Source organism: Candidatus Nitronereus thalassa, from assembly GCF_032191465.1.
Taxonomy (GTDB): domain Bacteria; phylum Nitrospirota; class Nitrospiria; order Nitrospirales; family UBA8639; genus Nitronereus; species Nitronereus thalassa.
The window spans coordinates 2339691-2356292 of sequence record NZ_JAQOUE010000001.1 but is presented as its reverse complement, the minus strand read 5'-3'; the positions used below and the strand labels follow the sequence as shown (position 1 = coordinate 2356292).

Below are 16602 nucleotides of genomic sequence, written 5' to 3'. Positions count from 1 at the left end.
GATGAATAACTAACGACCTCCGATTTGGCGAGAAACATCTGCAAGAGTTCCGGAGGAATTCATCACCATATGCTCCCAAGCCTCGAATCCACCTAATACATGTCTCACATGGCACACATCATGTCGGTGTAACAGACTGACGGCAATGGATGACCGATATCCATCTGAGCAATGGACCACGACCTCTCGATCCGTTGGTATCTCTTGAAGCCGGTCCTGGAGATGATTCAGGGGAATATTGTGGCTGTGATCGATTCGCCGTTCCTCCCATTCTTCTTTGCTGCGTACATCCACTATATAAGGCGGATTTTCAGACAGCAAATGGGCATCAAGATCTTCTACCGTCATGTGCTGGACCGAATGAATAAGTTCAGGCGTGGCGGCCAGGGCAAGGGCGCCACCTTTCAAATATCCCACGACGTGATCAAAACCAATTCGGGCTAAACGGAGAACCGCTTGCCGCGCCTGTCCGGGTTCAGCTATGAGGACGATGGGTGATTCAGGATGAAGGAGCGTGCCTACCCAGAATTCGAATTTCCCGTTCAATCCAATATTCAGGCAATCCAACATGTGTTCTTTGGCAAATTCCTCCGCGTCACGAATATCGAGAAGGTTGGCCCTGGATGTTTTCCACCGTAACACCTGATCAAGGGGCAACGGGTTGAGGGCATTGTTGATGACCTTGTCCAGGCAGGATCTGTTCCTGGCGTTCACGGCCGCATCATACCGAAAATAGGAAGGGGGGTCTGGTTGATTTGTCGTGAGCCTGTCACAAAAGGATTCTTTTTCCATGGGTTGCAAGGCCGGGTTGGTGTGTTTCTGTACACCCAACGTGGAAAACAATTCATGGTGTCGTATTTTCGCGCAAAACGTTCCGGGGCCGTGGGTTGGATACACCAGAGTGTCATCCGGCAAGGGTAATATTTTTTCATGAAGAGAGTCGTACAAATTTTCCGCTAATGTACGAGAGTTATACCCTTGAAACTCTAGTAGATCGGGGCGTCCGACATCTCCATTTAACAACGCATCTCCCGTGAGAATAGCATAGGGCCGGTCTGAACTCTGGTGAAGGTCAAAAACCAATAAGGAAATGCTTTCGGGGGTGTGGCCTGGGGTCTCTAACACCTGGACCCGCAAATCCCCATAGGTCAGGCTCTTTCCGTCTGGAAATGCCTGGAAGGGATAACCGGCCTGCGCTTGAGCTCCAAGGCAAATTTGCGCTTCGGTTTGTTGGTGAAGCTCAAGGTGCCCGGCCACGAAATCGGCATGAAAGTGAGTCAAAAAAACATTGACAATCCGCAGCTTGTATTTTTTGGCTTCTTCCACATACTGCGTAATATCACGCTGGGGATCGACGACTAGGGCCATTCTACTGCCCTCATCGCCAATGAAATAGGATGCATGGGACAGAACTGGGAGGTAGAATTGTTTGAAAATCATCAGATCCTCCGAGGGCAAGCCATTATCACTGAGATCCCCTGGCGTAATTTTTTAAGCCGGACTGTTGGTGTATCCTGAAGTGGAGATCTCCGGTTATCCCTGTTTATTTGGTGAACGCCAATGAAGGTGGATGCTCTTGGTCGACCCCTTTTGCAATTGAATAGTTTTTGTCACGGAATTCCCATCGCCCCGGGCGGCGGTGACCCGATAAGTGCCTGGAATCAAGTCCAAGAACAACCAAGGCCCGGATACCTGGTCCCCGGATATTTTTAAGATTTCGGTTCCAGATGCATCCTGAACAGTGACCGAAACCCCAGCAACCAACGCACCTCCGGCTTGTGCGAAAATCAGTTTTAAGGGAAAGGAAGGATAGGCGGCCTTACGTTCTTCCAGCCCAATTCCCGCACTCAAAAAGCGAATATCTCCTACCTGATAAATGGGTATGGTGTAGGAAGAAGGGAAGCCGTCCCCTTGAGACTGAATTGTGACGTGATCCACGATGGGGGGGGAACTCGAAATCGCCAAGGCCTTACTATTGGCGAGACCCATACTGATCAGAGTGATTGTTACCCCTATGGCGAGGGCGTGAAGATATGTCTTCGTCAATCTAGAAACTTTTGCATCAAACATCGGTGCGTGTCGCATGATGAACCTCTTGGGTGCGCGGGTTAGTGATGTTTTTGACCCGGTTGGTCACTCGTATTAATCCCAAGCCATTTCCATAATGGGCAAAAATGGTGGATGCCGGTATATAAAAAGATGGCTCCAAGGCAGAAGGCCCCGAGGGAAGCCCAATCGGGCAAGGCGGTTAAACCGCCAGTCGCAAAAAGGAACAGGCCAAGGCCGATACGAATGCGACATTCATGTTTTCCGATATTGACGATATGCCCCATTGGCGACCTTCTCTGGAAAAGAATTAAAATTCTTTTCTTTCTCCCTCAGTCGACTCTCGCGATCCTAATGGAAAGTCATTCAAAACTGGTGCCAGAGAAATAACTGAAGAAGGTTCTTGAAATTTGAGGAGATAAGTAGAGAAGAGGATGACGGGTTGTCCGAATTAACCACAACGATCAGCTGGGAACGGTCCAACAATGCCGCGATATTCGAGATGCCAGAAAAATGTAATAAACGGGGTGAGAGGCCCTCTTGAGTCCCCCCTTTCCGGACTGTCTCAAAAGGAAAGGTTGGTGCGTAGGATGATGTCCCACCAAATTGCGAGATAAATTTCGGAGGGTGTTAAGATTTAATCCATGCCCACGCTTCTTGAAGTTGGTCATTGGAAAAGGTGCGGAGTTGGGTTTTCATGAAAAGCGCTCCCAGTTTGGCACCCCATTCGACCCAAAGCGGGCCACCAACCACGGCAAACTTTTCAAAATCGTGTCTGTGGGTAGCTCCAAATTTGGCATCATCCCACATGGCGTCCAACTCCCAACCTTGAAAATCTTGATCCATGAGAAAAAGGACCCGAGCTTTTGCAAACTCATGAATGATGGCTTTCAGGCGAGGGATAAGGATCGTCTGATAATCCTCGTCAGTAAGTTGTTCGGAAGCCCGGATCCCGATTATGTTGCCTTGGCTTTCTGGAAGAATATCAATCATCTATTCTTCTAGGGCTCATGCAAACGCGCCATACACATTGACTAAGTGAGGATCGACCAGGCGGTCGATAATATCCGTTCGAGCAATTAGTCCGATTAGTTTGCCATCGCGAACCACAGGAAGGCGGATGACTTTATGAGCGATCATCAAGGTCATGGCATCCTTCGCAGTTTGGTGCTCATTCACCGAAACCGGGTTGGAGCTCATAAGGTCTTCGGCTTTCAGCGCTTGAAGATCCTTGCCGTCTACCATGGCTTTGAGTACATCAAATTCAGTGACTAACCCGACGAGTTTATTCCCTGACTCAAGAATAGGGATGCCGCTAAACGTCCCGGATTGGAGAAGAACCGCTAAATCACGGGCATTATAGTCTCGTGTCGCTGCCACCATGCGGGTGGTCATCATCTCGCGAACTTTGGTATTGAGAAGGCTATCGTCCATGTCTCGCTCCTATTCAAGGGGAAATGATTCTTTCAATTGAGATTCCAATGCTTCAATACGTTCCAACAAGTCCAAGGCAATGCCGACCCCTGCCCAGTTGACCCCCAAGTCCCGATGAAGGCGTAACCCACTTGAGAGACGATCCACTGTTTGCATAGAAAACATTAAGACGCCTTCTGAGGTGGTGTGGAGGGGGTGGATAATGTCCCATTCCATGCACAATTCCACAAGTTCGGGACCAATACCAAGCCGAGTGCACAATTCTTCTTGGTTGATAGAGGCATGGTACACCAGTTCCCCAGTGACCTGTTCAATGTCTCGGTCGTAGTCTTTAGGCATGTGTCGCCTCGCGGATGAGTGCGGCTCGTGGATCAGGGTGATCCAGCTTTTGGAGTTGTTCATACAACGCCCGTTCTTGTTCAGAGCACGAAGGAGGGTTCGTGATGGTGAGAATGACAAATTGATCGCCATAGCCTCCGGTACGGTTCGGCAGGCCTTTCCCCTTCACGCGCATTTTCTGTTTGGAATGACTGCCCGGAGGAATTTTCAACCGAACAGGGCCGGTTAACGTTGGCACTTGCACTTCAGTTCCTAAGGCCGCCTCCCAGGGATAGACAGGCAAGTCGATTGATACGTTGGCGCCGGATCTAAGGAAAACCGGATGAGGCCTGACATGAATTTTCATGAATAAATCACCGGATGGCCCACCATTCTGGCCAGGGCCACCTTTGCCTTTTACGCGAACCCGTTCTCCGTCTCGAACGCCTTTGGGAATTCGGACCTCGAGGGATTTGACGCTTCCGGATTTTTCCGGGATTTCCAAATGTCTACTGGTCCCGGCAAAAACTTCGTGAAGCGAGAGTTGAACATTGGCTTCAAGGTCTGCCCCGGGAATCGCAAATCCGCGTTGGGTTCCCCCGTAGGACCTGGCTTGTTTCCCAAAAAGGTTTTCAAACAGGTCGCTAAAGTCCCGAGCATCGCCCTGAGAATATTGGGTGTGCCATTCTCCTCCTCTCCCGGTGGCTCCCGCTTGTTGGCGAGCCTGTTCGTAGGCCTCCGCCTCTTTCCATTGGGCACCGTATTTGTCGTATTTTTTTCGCGTCTCCTCGTTCCCAAGCACCTCGTAGGCTTCGCTGAGTTCCTTGAACTGTTTTTCCATTTCCGACTTTTTCTCACCTGAGTGAAGGTCGGGATGACATTTACGGGCCAATTTTCTGTAGGCTTTTTTAATCTCGTCTTGAGTCGCGGTTTTAGAGAGGCCGAGACGGCTGTAAAAATCTTGGGTGGCGTTTGGCATAAGCAGTAGGAGAAAACAACTAACTAAAAAGAAGGGTAGATGTATGCGTCGAATTTAATCTTCTGACTCCATTACACTTTACCTGATTATTTCGGATTGCCATGAAAACGTTGCCCAAACCCTTTCGCATCACCGTATTCGGAAAAGGCCTCATGATGGGAAGGCGCCTGAAAGCCCGCATGGGCTTGGTGTTTACTTGGACAAAAATGTTTCTCCGTGTCTCCCGCAATTTTAAACGCATAGTGAAGAAGCCCATTCGCATACCCACAATAGGCACAGGCGAATTTTAGGACAATGGGCAAAAAAGGCATTCGATGCCGGTCTATCAGGATATAATTTTTCCGAACGACCTTGGGAATTCCCAAAATGGGAAACACGGTTCGATGATACAATTCCAGGAATAAATCCAAAAATACCAAAGGGATAATCATGGAGTAAAGAACCGGAGAGGCCACCAGGGTACGCCAGCCGGGCCAGGAAAGGACAAATGCCTCTCCGGGTTGTGGTTCAAGGGGTGGGGTAGCGTTGGGCAAGTTCTTTCAGCCTTGTTCCGGATCATGGAGATAACAGCGACGTTACAGCCCTACCTAGCCTGATGGTTGACCAGCTTTCAATAATTATGTCGTGACACTCACTATTCATATAAGGGCAAACCGGATGCCAAAGCTGGCTTCAAGACAAGCGGCCAAAAAATGAGGGCTAGTCAGGAGGTTAAGAGGATTTTGCGATGAAAGAAAAAAGGAGAATAGAAGAAAGTGTGGCTTTTAGGTCCTTGTTGTCCGGATGACTGTGGACGGAAAGGCCCTTTTTCCCACCTTTGTGCTCTCTTGAGTCTTTTAAGTCACAGAATTTGGTTTAAGGTTTCAATGAGGTCTTCTTTGAGAACAGGTTTTTTAAGGAAGGCGTGGATTCCAGTTTGTTTCGCTTTTTCAGGTGTCATGGTATGACTAAATCCTGTGCACAGAACAATAGGAAGGTCGGCCCTAAGAGTTCGTAGGGCTTTTGCCAATGCGTCGCCTGTCATGCCTGGCATGGTTTGATCGGAAATCACCATATCGAATCGATCAGGGTCTTCTTGAAAGCGGCGATATGCTTCGGTTCCGTTTGTGCAGATTTCTACCTGACATCCCATTGACTCGAGCACTTCTTTTCCAATTTCTGCAATGGGCCTTTCGTCATCAACAAATAGGATGCGAGCTGGTTTTTCCAAACCAACGGGAGGTGCTAAAGGAGAATTTTCCGTGGATATTTCAATGGAGTCGATTTCAGGGAAAAAGACCGAAAAGGTTGTCCCTTTCCCCTCGGTACTTTCCACGGAGATGGCTCCTTGATGATTCGACACAATTCCATGAACGACGGCGAGTCCCAATCCCGTTCCCTCCCCCACCCCTTTGGTCGTATAGAAGGGGTCGAAAATTCTACTCATATCATGTTTCGATATGCCTGTTCCCGTATCTTTAACCTTGAGACAAAGGTATGGACCAGGGGGTAAGGTCGTGTTTTCGAAAATTCTGGGATTGGGAAAATTCACAGATTCCAAAGTGACCTCAAGCCTTCCACCGGTTTCCCTCATGGTATATTCTGCATTGCTGCACAAGTTCAAAATAATCTGCTGAATTTGTGTGGAATCACCCAGAATGGCTTTTGGCGCATTGGGCACCATCATCCGAACCTCAATGGTCGATGGAATTGTCGCTCGAACCATACTGAGGATGTCCGGGATCAAAGATGTCAGATTAATGGGGGATTTATGAATATTCTCTTGTCGACTAAACGTCAGGATATGTTGAACCAGGTCTCGTGCTCGTTTTCCAGCGCGACTGATTTCCTGAAGGTTTTTTTCCAAAGCATCATGGCCTCTGGCCTTTTGCTGAGCCAAATCCGTAAAACCTAAGATGACTCCTAAGACATTATTGAAATCATGAGCTATGCCTCCGGCCAGAGTCCCAATAGCCTCCATCTTTTGCCCTTGTCTGCGTTGTGCTTCCAATTTTTTGAAATCGGTGATGTCCGTATTGGTCCCAAACCATTTGAAGACCTGGCCTGCAGAATTGAATATGGGAAGCGCACGGCCAATATGATGACGGTAGGTTTGGTCCTCCCCTTGTTTTAAACGGAACTCGACTTCATAGGGGAGGTTCGTTCGAAGGGAATGTTCCCATCGTTGAAGGCAGAGAGATAAATCATCTGGATGAACGACTTGGTGCCATCCCTCCCCGACAATTTGGTCAGCAGGGAGTTGAAAATAGTCACAGACTCTACCGTTGACATAGTCTAATTTTCCATCCGGCCCTGCGGTCCATACCTGCTGCGGAATGGCTTCACATACCATTTGGAAATTTTCTTGAGTCTCACGAATTGCCGATTGGGCCTCGTGTTTTTTGGTCACATCTTCCGCGATGCCGACGACACGATAAATTTCACCATCTTGGTTTTTGACACATTTCGCCCGGTCATAGATCCATCGAACAGATCCATCTGGCCGAAAGATTCGAAATTCCTCTTCATAGGTGGAACCGTTTACGAGATTGATGAAAGCGGTTTTTACTCTTTCACGGTCTTCGGGATGAATTGACTGGATCCAATAATTTGCATCATTGTAACCGACCTCGAGAGGGACTCCCCAGATTTCCTCGAAAGCGGGGTTAATGTACAGTACGGTTTCAAAATCGGCGGATTGGACATAAAACAAAGCATTGACATTCTCCGCGAGTTGGCGAAATCGCTCCTCACTCTCTTTAAGGGCTCCTTCGGCTTCTTTTCGGGAGGTGAGGTCTTGAAACGTTGCTGCTCGAAACAGGACCTCCCCCTCCTTGTTTTTAAACGCGGTGACATTGGTTTGAACGGGAAACCTCCTGCCATCCTTATGGACGTGGAGAGATTCATATTCGTGGTATCCGTGAATATGGGCCTGTTCGGCATGCAAAGAAATCTCATTGCTACATTCAGGAGCAAAGACCACTTCAAAGGGTTTACCAACAAGATCTTCAACGTCAAATCCGTGCATCTCGGCAAAAGCATTATTGACTGCTTCCATCGTGTTGGTTTTGGGATCTACAATGGTGGCGCCCCATCCTGCAAAACGAAAAATATGTTCCCACTTAAGTAGTTTTTCTTCTGCTGCTTTACGTTCCGTGACATCCCGGACGGCCACGATCATCCCGGTAATGCTCCCATCCCATTCTTGAAAGGGCGTATAATGGACATCAAGGCATCGTCGTCCCAAAACCGGGAAATTCAACCAGGTTTCGTACGTGATATTTTCCCCTGCCAAACACTTGGCTTGGGCCGGGCGCAATACGGTGTGAAAGGCTTCTGCTCCGAAGAGCTCTGCCCCCGTTTTTCCAAGGATCTCCTCTCTTTTCCAATCAAAAGCTTCTAAATAAGAAGAATTTACTTCCTGATATCTGAATTCACAGTCAATAAAGGCTAAAAAATCATTTGTCCCACTTACAATTTGTTCGTATCGTTGGTTTTTCTCAAGCGTTCGTACCATGTTGAGGTGAGTCAGGGTAAATCCCCCAAAAATCATTAATGTCCCAAACAATGTGACCAGCCAACTATAATTAAGATGCAGGTCCGTCATAAACGTCAGTGCGGCTTGGGATGAGGTGAGCCCTGGCAGGAAAAACATGGCGAACAGATCTGTGGAATACATCAAGCCTGTTAAGGCAAGACCAGCCATGATCATGCTAAACCCAAGATTTGCCCGGAGCGTTTTCAGTTTTTTGCGAAATCGAATCGTGACCAAGAAAGATGCCGCGACGATGATAATGATCGCGACATCAACCATGGCCATTAAGAATGTGGAGTTCCAGATCATTCTTATGTGTTCCGTGGACTATTTAACGATAAAGCCTGCCCTTAAGGGTCATCATCATGCATAACCCCAGGCTCAACTTTATCAATAAACCCATTTGGGAATTTGCTGTGCCCTTCGGCTATTCAATACGAAACGGCAGAGCCTTGGCTCGAACTCGATTAATTGAAGAGGACTGTTGATTGACCAGTTCCAATAATCCTAACCCGGGCAGACCAATATGTCATCTAAAAAGACGTGTTTGCAGGGATTGTTAAAGGCTTTGCGGATGTCCTTCTAGAGAGGGAAGAAGAACCTCAGATGGTGAAGTATATGGATGGCTTGCAAAGGGCTACCTGGTAGGCCGTGAGCGGTTTTCCCAAAAAAGAAAAAGGATTAAACGAAAAGTGTGGAATCTGAGGCCTTTTAGTGGTGTGGACAAAAGAGCTTTTTGAATCGCACAATTTTGTTGGGGGCTGAGGTCAAGGGAGGAAAGCGGTTCGAATCCTTATAAGAAAATCCTCAACCTGTTGGATATTGTGTTGGTGTGGACATGGGTGTAGAGCCCTCGACGCTTTCTGGGTAAGCTCTTCTCCAAGGTCGATAACCTCCCCGATACGATAGGCTCCTTGCTTGATGCGAACAATTGATTCTCCCAACGGTGTATCCCGAATTCGAACCGTAAATGTGCCGGTTTCAAGAAGTTCACAAAGATTGGATAGTACTCGCACATAGGCTGCGGCATATTTTTCTGGCCGGCTGTCTTTCTTATCTAAAAATTTCGTGCGTTGATTTTTGGCATAGCCGATGAAGGCATCAAAAGCTTTTTGAGGGCTCCAGACTGCTGGGAACAGTGTTTGCAATTCCTTCCCCCAATCATTCGTTTTTACCACCGGGGCCAAAAAGGTTTCCAAAATTAAAGGATGACTTTGGAGGGCGAGGGATAAAAACGGAGCGATTTCCCAAGATGCTTCATCGCCATCGCCTTTCTTCCAACTGGTCGCCGGATATTTGAAGTCGAGCCGAAAGAGATCCGTGGTTGGAATCACAAATACGCTTCGGAAGTCTTGATCACTCTCCGGTCCAGCCAGGCCATGTGCATGGGAACCAACCTGAACTTTCAGAATGGTCGTACGTTGTGATGATGAGGTTGGCGTCATGTCCGTACTATAGGGGAATCGCGAAAAGGGCGGTACCCCTATTCTCCTTCTTTGGTCCAAATTCCCTACACCAGTAACAATAACCTATTAGGCTGGGGTTCCCCCTAGTTCAAGATCATGCCTCTTGGGTTTACACTCTTTTCCAATCACAGTAGCCAAGAAAATTTCGAAGGGAGCGGATTATGGCAATGAAGGATAAGGGACTCAATCAGGTGGCTTCCGAAGTGATGAATCCACGGGTGATCACCGCGACAAGGGGAACCAACGTGAATATTCTGGTCCGACAGCTTTTGACTGGACAATTCAGTGGTTTGCCCGTGGTGGAAGATGATGGAGAAGTTGTGGGAATCGTGAGTGAATTCGATGTCATTCAGGCCTTATTAAACGGGCAAGATTTAACCATGCTCAAGGCCGAAGACATTATGAATACTCCAGCGGTCTGTGTGACGGAAGAGTCTCCACTCATTCATGTTTTACAATTAATGATTGAGCATCGAATTATTCGGTTGCCGGTAGTACGAAACCGAAAACTTGTTGGGATGATTTCCAGGCCAAATATTCTGAGCCAGATGGTCGATGTGACGGTACCAAAGGCTCATGTGTTGCCTGTGTGTTACTGGTGCGAGCGGATTTGCGATGACGTGCAATCACAACCTCACCAGGAGATTTGGTGCGATCTCGCGGAATATCTTCAGCGGCATGGCGTATCATCTGTAGAGATTACCTTTTCCCCAAAATTCTGCCCATCTTGCGCCCCGGTTATTAGACACCTGATGGAGGGATCGACTCCGGCACATTAGGACGGAAAAGTCCTTTGCCTAGTAGAGTTTCTTCTCTGATCTAGGGATTTCCCTAGGTGGATCTAGTTGCGAAAAGCCTTATAAAGTCAGGGTAAAAGCCAATTGCATGAATGCTTGAAGCGGATGCTGAGCCAAGAACCAGGTAGGGAATCCGAATGATAGGATTATTTTTTGATTGTTTCCCATGGGGAAAGTGATGAAAAAGAATAGTCGGGAAAGCCAAAAGAACGGAGCCCATTCCGATCAAAGGGGATTGAGTAAAAGACTCTTTTAAAAATGGAGTGCTTGAAGTGAACCACCCAAAATCTGAAGAAGCAAAGAGCCGATCTGTTGACGTGAATATTGATTGATCCCATGAGGGAGCCATGTTGAGAAGAGCAAGCTCATGGATGTTGATAATGTTGGCTTTGGGGGCAGGCTGCCATCCTGTTCCCATGGCCAATGGGAAGACAGCGTATCAAGAGGGAATTAAAATATCATGCAACAAAATTATGAATGGAATAATACGACATCAGCCGCAAAAGTCCTTGAAGTTCGTGGATTAACGAAGCGGGAGCGGGAAGTATTGATGTGGATAATGCAAGGAAAGACGAATGGGGAGATTGGGAATATCTTAGGGATCTCCATCCATACAGCTTCCAAGCATATCGAGCATGTTTTTCTCAAGTTGGGAGTGCATTCTCGGATCCAGGCGTACAACAAAGTCCTTGAGTTGTCTCGGAAGGACCATGGCCAAGGATATGGCCTTGTCTACGGCACGGTTCACCAGAGGGCAGAAGTTGCTTAAAAAAAAGAAGACCTCGTCGGCGGTAAAGTCAACAAATTCAAAAAGTACGAAGACGGCTGCCAAATCCTCTGGAAGGAAAAAGTCGTCTAACGTGAGTCCCAAATCTAAAAATAGTTCCACTGGATTGGGAGAGAAAAACAAAAGCCAAAGGCACCATCCCCCTTTGCTGGGTGAACCACTTGTGGATAATATTCAAGCGAGAGTTGCAGAGCGAGCCCACGAATTATTCGAACAGCGGGGCCGATGCCATGGAGATGACTGGCAGGACTGGTTAAAGGCAGAACAGGAAATTTTAGGAGAGAAGCCACGGTTCTAATTTGTCGCTGAATAAAAAATTTCTATTCACTCATGAGATAGTGGGTCTGCATGACACCAACTGTGAGGAAAGCCGAGGTTGAGCAGGTCCGCCAATACCTCAAAGAAGTCAGAGTCGCCTCTGCGGCTCAGGATAAAATTTCTCAAAGAGTGGAAAACACACATGTAGAGAGGCTTCCATCATGAGTGTGCATTCTATTTCCATCGTCGGACTTCGTTCTATCAGCCAGGTTCCGCTCACTCACATCCTAACTTTTCAGAAGGATCAAGATGGGTTGTCCATGGCTCGACAATTGTTAACTTCACCGATGGCGGGAGCCCCCGTTGTTGATGACAAAGGAAAATTCATTGGGTTCGTCAGTGAATTTGATATCTTGAGTGCCTTTGAATCCGGACGAGACATCAGTCAGCTCACCGCCGAGGAAATCATGGTTCAGGACCGTATCGCGATTCAGGAATCCACGAGTCTGGTGGATGCGGTTCGGTTGATGAAAAAACACCACCTTCTGGTTTTGCCCGTTGAGAGGGATGGAGCCGTTGTGGGATGTATCACCCGCCAGGATCTCCTTCGGGCATGGATGATTCAAGGCTTGGGAGAAGAAGAACTCGCCCAAAAAAAATGAGCACGGAAAATTTCAAGGGCTCGAAGTGGAAATATGGCCGAATTCAGAGAGTTCGTGAAGGCTAATTAAGAGGCAGCCTGTATTGAAATGTCAGTAGTTAAAGGCCCACAATCCTTCCCAATAATCGATCGCGGGGTAAAACGTATGACTTCTGACGAGGCCGGTCGTCCGGAGGATGAAGGCTCGGGTTTGGAAATTTCTTGTCTTCATCAAAGAATGATTGAATATCAGTATGATGAACAAGGCAAGCGGACTGGAAAATTTGTTTGTAAAGAATGTGCAGCTATTATCCTCGATCCGGCAGATCGCCGGGTGTGAATCCAACCAGTGTAATAGCATTTTTGTGGAGAGAGATTAATCCCTCGTTTCATATTCACGTGACAAGGCCACGGAATAGATAACGCCACCTCCAAACCTTTCCTGTAGCTGCAGCATCTCATGCTGCCCCTCCCTGATATTGTTGGCCATTGCTGCATGAGAAGAAGGCACGATACAAAAGAAAAAACCGGAGAACTCGCTATTAGGATAAGAGGGAAGGCTTCCTACCTGTCATTCAAGCGTAACTATAATCTTTCAATTGGTAGATTGGTTAGAATCATCCTTGTGACAGGTGTTTATTCCGAACAGATGCCACCCCGGACAATAGCCAATGATTCCGGTGATAAGCGCCACCAGCCCAAACCCATAAGTCACTGTCGTTGCCCACACGGGAAATTGGAACATTGGTGGCAAGGCCAATAATCCCAGTCCAAGTACGATTCGAAATATCCCTTCTTTTTTTCCGACGTTTTTTGTGATCATGCGAGCCCTCCTTCCGGATTCCTTATTAAACCGACAAAAATTCTTCTGGTGAAAGGCTTGTCGCGAGCATGACCATGTTGATATCGCGATGGTCCAACCAACTTTCTTGGTGTTGATTGGTGGGCTTCCGCCAGAAATCCTCTATGATTTCGATCAACGGAACATGGGCCATCAGGCCTTCAAGATCTTGTGCGAGACTATAGTCAAACAGGTCGGGGTGAGCGGTAACAATGTCTCGCATGTTCGCAATCGCCTTCAATCCAATTGAAAGTCCCAATTCGCGAAATGCAAGACGGTATTCAGGTGGATCGTTTAAGTGATCATGGCTGGCAAGGACACCAAGACCATATTGCGAGGCCCTCAACAGTGCCAACAGTAAACCTGACATGTTGGCCTGTCCCTTCGCGGTCATTTGGACCACACGGTAGGCATCACACAACAGCCCACCTATTCCAAGTGAATCCGTCGTTTCCCAATGTTGACCTTCACACATGGTGGCTGCGTCGGTAAGCTCCCACGTAAGGTCCGGCCCTGTGAGAGCTCCTGTGAATTTTTGGGTACACAAGGAAAGTTCATGGTAGGTGATAAGGCCGTCCAACGGATCGTGAAGGCCCATGGAAGGAACAAGCGGGTACGAGAGATCAATGCTCATTTTCCAGTACAAGAGCTTTTTACCGTCAGGCTGGGGAAGAGTGCGAAATCCATCATGAGCCGCTTGGGCGAGTTCTACCGCCCAGCGGCAATATTGCGGGTTGCCCGTGACCATGCTGGTTCGACACAGTGCATGCATCCACTTGGTCAGGTAGTGAAAATATTGTCCATCCCGATCCCATTCCGACTGGTCGTCGTAGGGATCAGTGGGACCTCGTTCAGGGAGGGGCTTGCCGATCCTGAGACCGCCAGCAGTTGGATGGCGTTGCCTTTCCTCGTCACTGAAGCCGCTTATCCAGCCGGTTCGCGGATCGTCTGCGCGGTGCTTCCCAAGAACGTTGTGGACCTGATCAATGAGATTTAGGGCCAGACGAATGTATTCTTCGTCGCCCGTCTGACGATACAAGGTCAGAAAGTTGCAGACCGCAAAAGCATCGGTCCACAAGTAGCGTTTTGGTAAAGTCTTTGGGGTGGAGATTCCAGTTTTCTCGGCAAACTGGATCATCAGGTCCCTGACTTCCTCTGAGGGTGCGGTCTGCTTCATCTTTCTCCCTCAAAAATTTAAACTCCAAAAGGATAGGTGTCAGGCACGCCCTGCATTTCTCCCGTTGTCAGAGGGGTGACCGCTTTAGTGCGGTCGATCCACACATATTCATTGAACTGTCGCGGGAGTTCGGCCTCGAAATAATGACTGGCGACTTCCGTTTCTGGCCGATAGATCACACCGATGGCGCGCTCCAACCGGGGTTGGGTGAGTTCCCTGGCAACATCCAGAACATGGCCGTCCTTGAGCGGAAGAATAAGACCCGACTTGTTGGTCCGATGAAACAATTGTTCATAGCTTTGCGGGTGAGAGGGACGCACCAGTTTGACTTCCATGGGGCCGTCCCAGTTTGAAGCCGCCGCCACGGTCCCGTGATCGGTGCCAAATCCGATGCGATAGGAGTCATCACCAAAGGCCTTGCGACACAGCTCACCGATATTGAATTCCCCGCGTGCCGACATTTCCGTGGCCGAGGCATCGCCAATATGAGAATTGTGTGCCCAGACTACGGCCTTCGATCCTTTGCCATGGTGGTCCATGACTCGCACAAGAGTATCGAACATGTGGCGGTCGCGAAGGTTCCAGGAGGCGCGCGAACCGTAATACATGATCCGGTAATAGCGCTCGGCATTCGCGATCAAATGGGCGTTTTGTGAAGCATCCAGGAATCGCTCACCGTCATTGTGTGCATAGTCTTGCCGTTTCCTGTACAGCTCGGACAGCATTTGCACGACATCCTGTTCGCAGTTGCGATAAGCACCCGTGAGTGCGGCATGGCCGTAGGCTGCCGGGTCTCCTTCCCATGGGCTCAAGCAGCCATAACGCCAGCGCGCAATCGTCGCGAGATCAGGATCGACATCGTCCAGATAACTGATCACAGCTCGCACGGAATTATATAGGCTATAAAGGTCGAGCCCATAGAACCCGGTGCGCTGCGGCATATCCAGCGGCGCGTTGTGCTTGTGGAGCCAGTCAATAAAATCACGCACCTCCTCATTGCGCCACATCCAGGTTGGGAAACGAGCGAACGCCGTCCATTCAGATGGAGGCACGTCACGATGGCGCACATAATGATCAATCCTTGCCGCATCCGGCCAGTCGGCTTCGGCGGCCACGATGGTGAAGCCTTTTTCTTCGATAAGCCGCTTCGTGATGCATGCCCGCAAGCGATAGAATTCCGACGTTCCATGGCTTGCTTCGCCAATGAGCACGACACGGGCGTTGCCAATGCGGCCTAACAGCGGATCGAGATCCGCTGCCTCCGGTGTCTCAAAGGACTCGCCCCGACGCGAAAGAAGAGCAGGAAGGGTTTCGCTGACCCGTGGCCTTGTCTGAATCACGCGAGGCCGCGTGGTCTCCGGTTGGGGTTCTTCGACCTCCCAGCCTTCTTCGCCAATGAGCGGAACAAAACGCACATCCGCCAGGTCTTCGCGGTCGAATTGCCCCTCCTCCCGATGGGTGATGCGGATCAGTTCCTGCGCCCTCGTATCGGTGCCCACGGGGATGACCATACGCCCGCCGATGGCAAGCTGGTTTTTCAGGGATTCTGGAACCTCGGGTGCGCCGGCGGACACGAGAATGGCGTCAAACGGCGTATGGTCGACCCAGCCTCGCGTTCCATCGGCATGCAGGATATGCACGTTGTCATAGCCTTCATCAATCAGATGAGAGGCGGCTTTTTCAGCCAACTGGCCAATCCGTTCAATGGTATACACCTGTCCCGCGATCTCAGCCAGAACCGCCGCCGCGTAACCGGACCCGGCGCCGAGTTCGAGGACTTTTTCACCCCCTTGAAGCGCCAGCGCTTCGATCATATATGCCACAATGTAGGGCTGAGAGATCGTCTGTCCTTCCGCGATCGGGAGAGGGGTGTCTTCATAAGCCTGTTCCTGCAAATATTTTGGCAGAAACGCCTCTCGGCGTACCTTGCCCATGGCATTCAACACGTTTCTGTCGCGCACGCCCCGTGCGGCAATCTGTTCCGCCACCATCCGTTTGCGTTGTTGTGCAAAGTCCATTACGGCCAATCCTCTCTCATAAGCTGTCCCGCAAGAACTACCGATTACAAATTTCCGTCTACTCCTGGGGCTGTTAATAGGAATGCCGCCAAATTTCTTGTGTAGCTGCACGATCTCATAATGCCTTCTGCGGATGCACCAATTGCTACTGCCGTCAGGAAGAGGCAGCATGAGATGCTGCGGCTACAGAAAATACTTTCAAGGCTGCCGGCCATTTCGACTTTGCTCAGGACATGCTTTTTTCACCATTCCCAGTAAGGAGGGTATCAGGAGAGTGATTGGGGAAGAACCAGGTTTTCTCCTAGTTTTAAGAAGTTTTTCCCCTAG

General features: G+C 49.1%; 18 protein-coding genes. 5 read left to right on the top strand and 13 right to left on the bottom strand.

What is annotated here, in order from left to right:
- Nucleotides 1–9 precede the first annotated feature (9 nt).
- The 10 genes from PPG34_RS10650 to PPG34_RS10605 all read right to left on the bottom strand — a co-directional run bounded on the left by PPG34_RS10650 (nt 10) and on the right by PPG34_RS10605 (nt 9736).
- A complete protein-coding gene (locus PPG34_RS10650; RefSeq protein ID WP_313833269.1) occupies nt 10–1440 on the bottom strand; it encodes an MBL fold metallo-hydrolase in 1431 nt (476 codons plus the stop codon).
- A 93-nt stretch (nt 1441–1533) separates the two neighbouring features.
- Nucleotides 1534–2085, bottom strand: coding sequence for a hypothetical protein (locus PPG34_RS10645; protein ID WP_313833268.1), 552 nt, complete (start codon nt 2083–2085; stop codon nt 1534–1536).
- Between the two features lie 23 nt (nt 2086–2108).
- The gene (locus PPG34_RS10640; protein ID WP_313833267.1) at nt 2109–2333 is read right to left on the bottom strand and encodes a YgaP family membrane protein; all 225 of its coding nucleotides are present in this window, start codon (nt 2331–2333) and stop codon (nt 2109–2111) included.
- A 343-nt stretch (nt 2334–2676) separates the two neighbouring features.
- Complete coding sequence (locus tag PPG34_RS10635; protein WP_313833266.1) at nt 2677–3039, bottom strand: SpoIIAA family protein; 363 nt, start codon at nt 3037–3039, stop codon at nt 2677–2679.
- 15 nt (nt 3040–3054) lie between these two features.
- Nucleotides 3055–3480, bottom strand: coding sequence for a CBS domain-containing protein (locus PPG34_RS10630; protein ID WP_313833265.1), 426 nt, complete (start codon nt 3478–3480; stop codon nt 3055–3057).
- Between the two features lie 9 nt (nt 3481–3489).
- Nucleotides 3490–3819 carry a chaperone modulator CbpM gene (locus PPG34_RS10625; RefSeq protein ID WP_313833264.1) on the bottom strand — a complete coding sequence of 110 codons (330 nt, stop codon included), beginning with the start codon at nt 3817–3819 and terminating at the stop codon, nt 3490–3492.
- Nucleotides 3812–4777: a DnaJ C-terminal domain-containing protein gene (locus tag PPG34_RS10620; RefSeq protein WP_313833263.1), complete on the bottom strand. Its 966-nt coding sequence runs from the start codon at nt 4775–4777 to the stop codon at nt 3812–3814. The genes PPG34_RS10625 and PPG34_RS10620 overlap by 8 nt, the downstream gene beginning before the upstream one ends.
- A gap of 86 nt (nt 4778–4863) precedes the next feature.
- Nucleotides 4864–5310 carry a hypothetical protein gene (locus tag PPG34_RS10615; protein ID WP_313833262.1) on the bottom strand — a complete coding sequence of 149 codons (447 nt, stop codon included), beginning with the start codon at nt 5308–5310 and terminating at the stop codon, nt 4864–4866.
- Nucleotides 5311–5618: 308 nt separating this feature from the next.
- Nucleotides 5619–8600 (bottom strand): PAS domain-containing hybrid sensor histidine kinase/response regulator, encoded by a 2982-nt coding sequence (locus PPG34_RS10610; RefSeq protein ID WP_313833261.1) that lies wholly within the window; start codon nt 8598–8600, stop codon nt 5619–5621.
- A gap of 458 nt (nt 8601–9058) precedes the next feature.
- A complete protein-coding gene (locus PPG34_RS10605; RefSeq protein WP_313833260.1) occupies nt 9059–9736 on the bottom strand; it encodes a nucleotidyltransferase domain-containing protein in 678 nt (225 codons plus the stop codon).
- A 182-nt stretch (nt 9737–9918) separates the two neighbouring features.
- Here PPG34_RS10605 and PPG34_RS10600 point away from each other — a divergent pair, with 182 nt between their 5' ends.
- The 5 genes from PPG34_RS10600 to PPG34_RS10580 all read left to right on the top strand — a co-directional run bounded on the left by PPG34_RS10600 (nt 9919) and on the right by PPG34_RS10580 (nt 12579).
- Entirely contained in the window at nt 9919–10536 is a 618-nt protein-coding gene (locus PPG34_RS10600; protein WP_313833259.1) for a CBS domain-containing protein, read from the top strand.
- A 478-nt stretch (nt 10537–11014) separates the two neighbouring features.
- Nucleotides 11015–11323 (top strand): response regulator transcription factor, encoded by a 309-nt coding sequence (locus PPG34_RS10595; RefSeq protein WP_313833257.1) that lies wholly within the window; start codon nt 11015–11017, stop codon nt 11321–11323.
- 91 nt (nt 11324–11414) lie between these two features.
- A complete protein-coding gene (locus tag PPG34_RS10590; protein ID WP_313833256.1) occupies nt 11415–11639 on the top strand; it encodes a DUF2934 domain-containing protein in 225 nt (74 codons plus the stop codon).
- Nucleotides 11640–11820: 181 nt separating this feature from the next.
- The gene (locus tag PPG34_RS10585; RefSeq protein ID WP_313833255.1) at nt 11821–12261 is read left to right on the top strand and encodes a CBS domain-containing protein; all 441 of its coding nucleotides are present in this window, start codon (nt 11821–11823) and stop codon (nt 12259–12261) included.
- An 87-nt stretch (nt 12262–12348) separates the two neighbouring features.
- Nucleotides 12349–12579 (top strand): hypothetical protein, encoded by a 231-nt coding sequence (locus PPG34_RS10580; protein ID WP_313833254.1) that lies wholly within the window; start codon nt 12349–12351, stop codon nt 12577–12579.
- A gap of 255 nt (nt 12580–12834) precedes the next feature.
- On the opposite strand, the gene PPG34_RS10575 is transcribed toward PPG34_RS10580, so the two are convergent.
- The 3 genes from PPG34_RS10575 to PPG34_RS10565 are packed head-to-tail and all read right to left on the bottom strand — an operon-like array spanning nt 12835 to nt 16275.
- The gene (locus PPG34_RS10575) at nt 12835–13062 is read right to left on the bottom strand and encodes a YgaP family membrane protein (protein WP_313833253.1); all 228 of its coding nucleotides are present in this window, start codon (nt 13060–13062) and stop codon (nt 12835–12837) included.
- A 25-nt stretch (nt 13063–13087) separates the two neighbouring features.
- Nucleotides 13088–14257, bottom strand: a complete 1170-nt coding sequence (locus PPG34_RS10570; protein ID WP_313833252.1) for a hypothetical protein — start codon at nt 14255–14257, stop codon at nt 13088–13090.
- Between the two features lie 17 nt (nt 14258–14274).
- Complete coding sequence (locus tag PPG34_RS10565; RefSeq protein WP_313833251.1) at nt 14275–16275, bottom strand: protein-L-isoaspartate(D-aspartate) O-methyltransferase; 2001 nt, start codon at nt 16273–16275, stop codon at nt 14275–14277.
- Nucleotides 16276–16602: the final 327 nt, after the last annotated feature.

Coding starts and splice junctions, on each gene's coding strand:
- PPG34_RS10650 (WP_313833269.1), bottom strand. CDS start 1,440: ATGATTTTCAAACAATTCTACCTCCCAGTTCTGTCCCATGCATCCTAT.
- PPG34_RS10645 (WP_313833268.1), bottom strand. CDS start 2,085: ATGCGACACGCACCGATGTTTGATGCAAAAGTTTCTAGATTGACGAAG.
- PPG34_RS10640 (WP_313833267.1), bottom strand. CDS start 2,333: ATGGGGCATATCGTCAATATCGGAAAACATGAATGTCGCATTCGTATC.
- PPG34_RS10635 (WP_313833266.1), bottom strand. CDS start 3,039: ATGATTGATATTCTTCCAGAAAGCCAAGGCAACATAATCGGGATCCGG.
- PPG34_RS10630 (WP_313833265.1), bottom strand. CDS start 3,480: ATGGACGATAGCCTTCTCAATACCAAAGTTCGCGAGATGATGACCACC.
- PPG34_RS10625 (WP_313833264.1), bottom strand. CDS start 3,819: ATGCCTAAAGACTACGACCGAGACATTGAACAGGTCACTGGGGAACTG.
- PPG34_RS10620 (WP_313833263.1), bottom strand. CDS start 4,777: ATGCCAAACGCCACCCAAGATTTTTACAGCCGTCTCGGCCTCTCTAAA.
- PPG34_RS10610 (WP_313833261.1), bottom strand. CDS start 8,600: ATGATCTGGAACTCCACATTCTTAATGGCCATGGTTGATGTCGCGATC.
- PPG34_RS10605 (WP_313833260.1), bottom strand. CDS start 9,736: ATGACGCCAACCTCATCATCACAACGTACGACCATTCTGAAAGTTCAG.
- PPG34_RS10600 (WP_313833259.1), top strand. CDS start 9,919: ATGGCAATGAAGGATAAGGGACTCAATCAGGTGGCTTCCGAAGTGATG.
- PPG34_RS10595 (WP_313833257.1), top strand. CDS start 11,015: ATGCAACAAAATTATGAATGGAATAATACGACATCAGCCGCAAAAGTC.
- PPG34_RS10585 (WP_313833255.1), top strand. CDS start 11,821: ATGAGTGTGCATTCTATTTCCATCGTCGGACTTCGTTCTATCAGCCAG.
- PPG34_RS10580 (WP_313833254.1), top strand. CDS start 12,349: ATGTCAGTAGTTAAAGGCCCACAATCCTTCCCAATAATCGATCGCGGG.
- PPG34_RS10575 (WP_313833253.1), bottom strand. CDS start 13,062: ATGATCACAAAAAACGTCGGAAAAAAAGAAGGGATATTTCGAATCGTA.
- PPG34_RS10570 (WP_313833252.1), bottom strand. CDS start 14,257: ATGAAGCAGACCGCACCCTCAGAGGAAGTCAGGGACCTGATGATCCAG.
- PPG34_RS10565 (WP_313833251.1), bottom strand. CDS start 16,275: ATGGACTTTGCACAACAACGCAAACGGATGGTGGCGGAACAGATTGCC.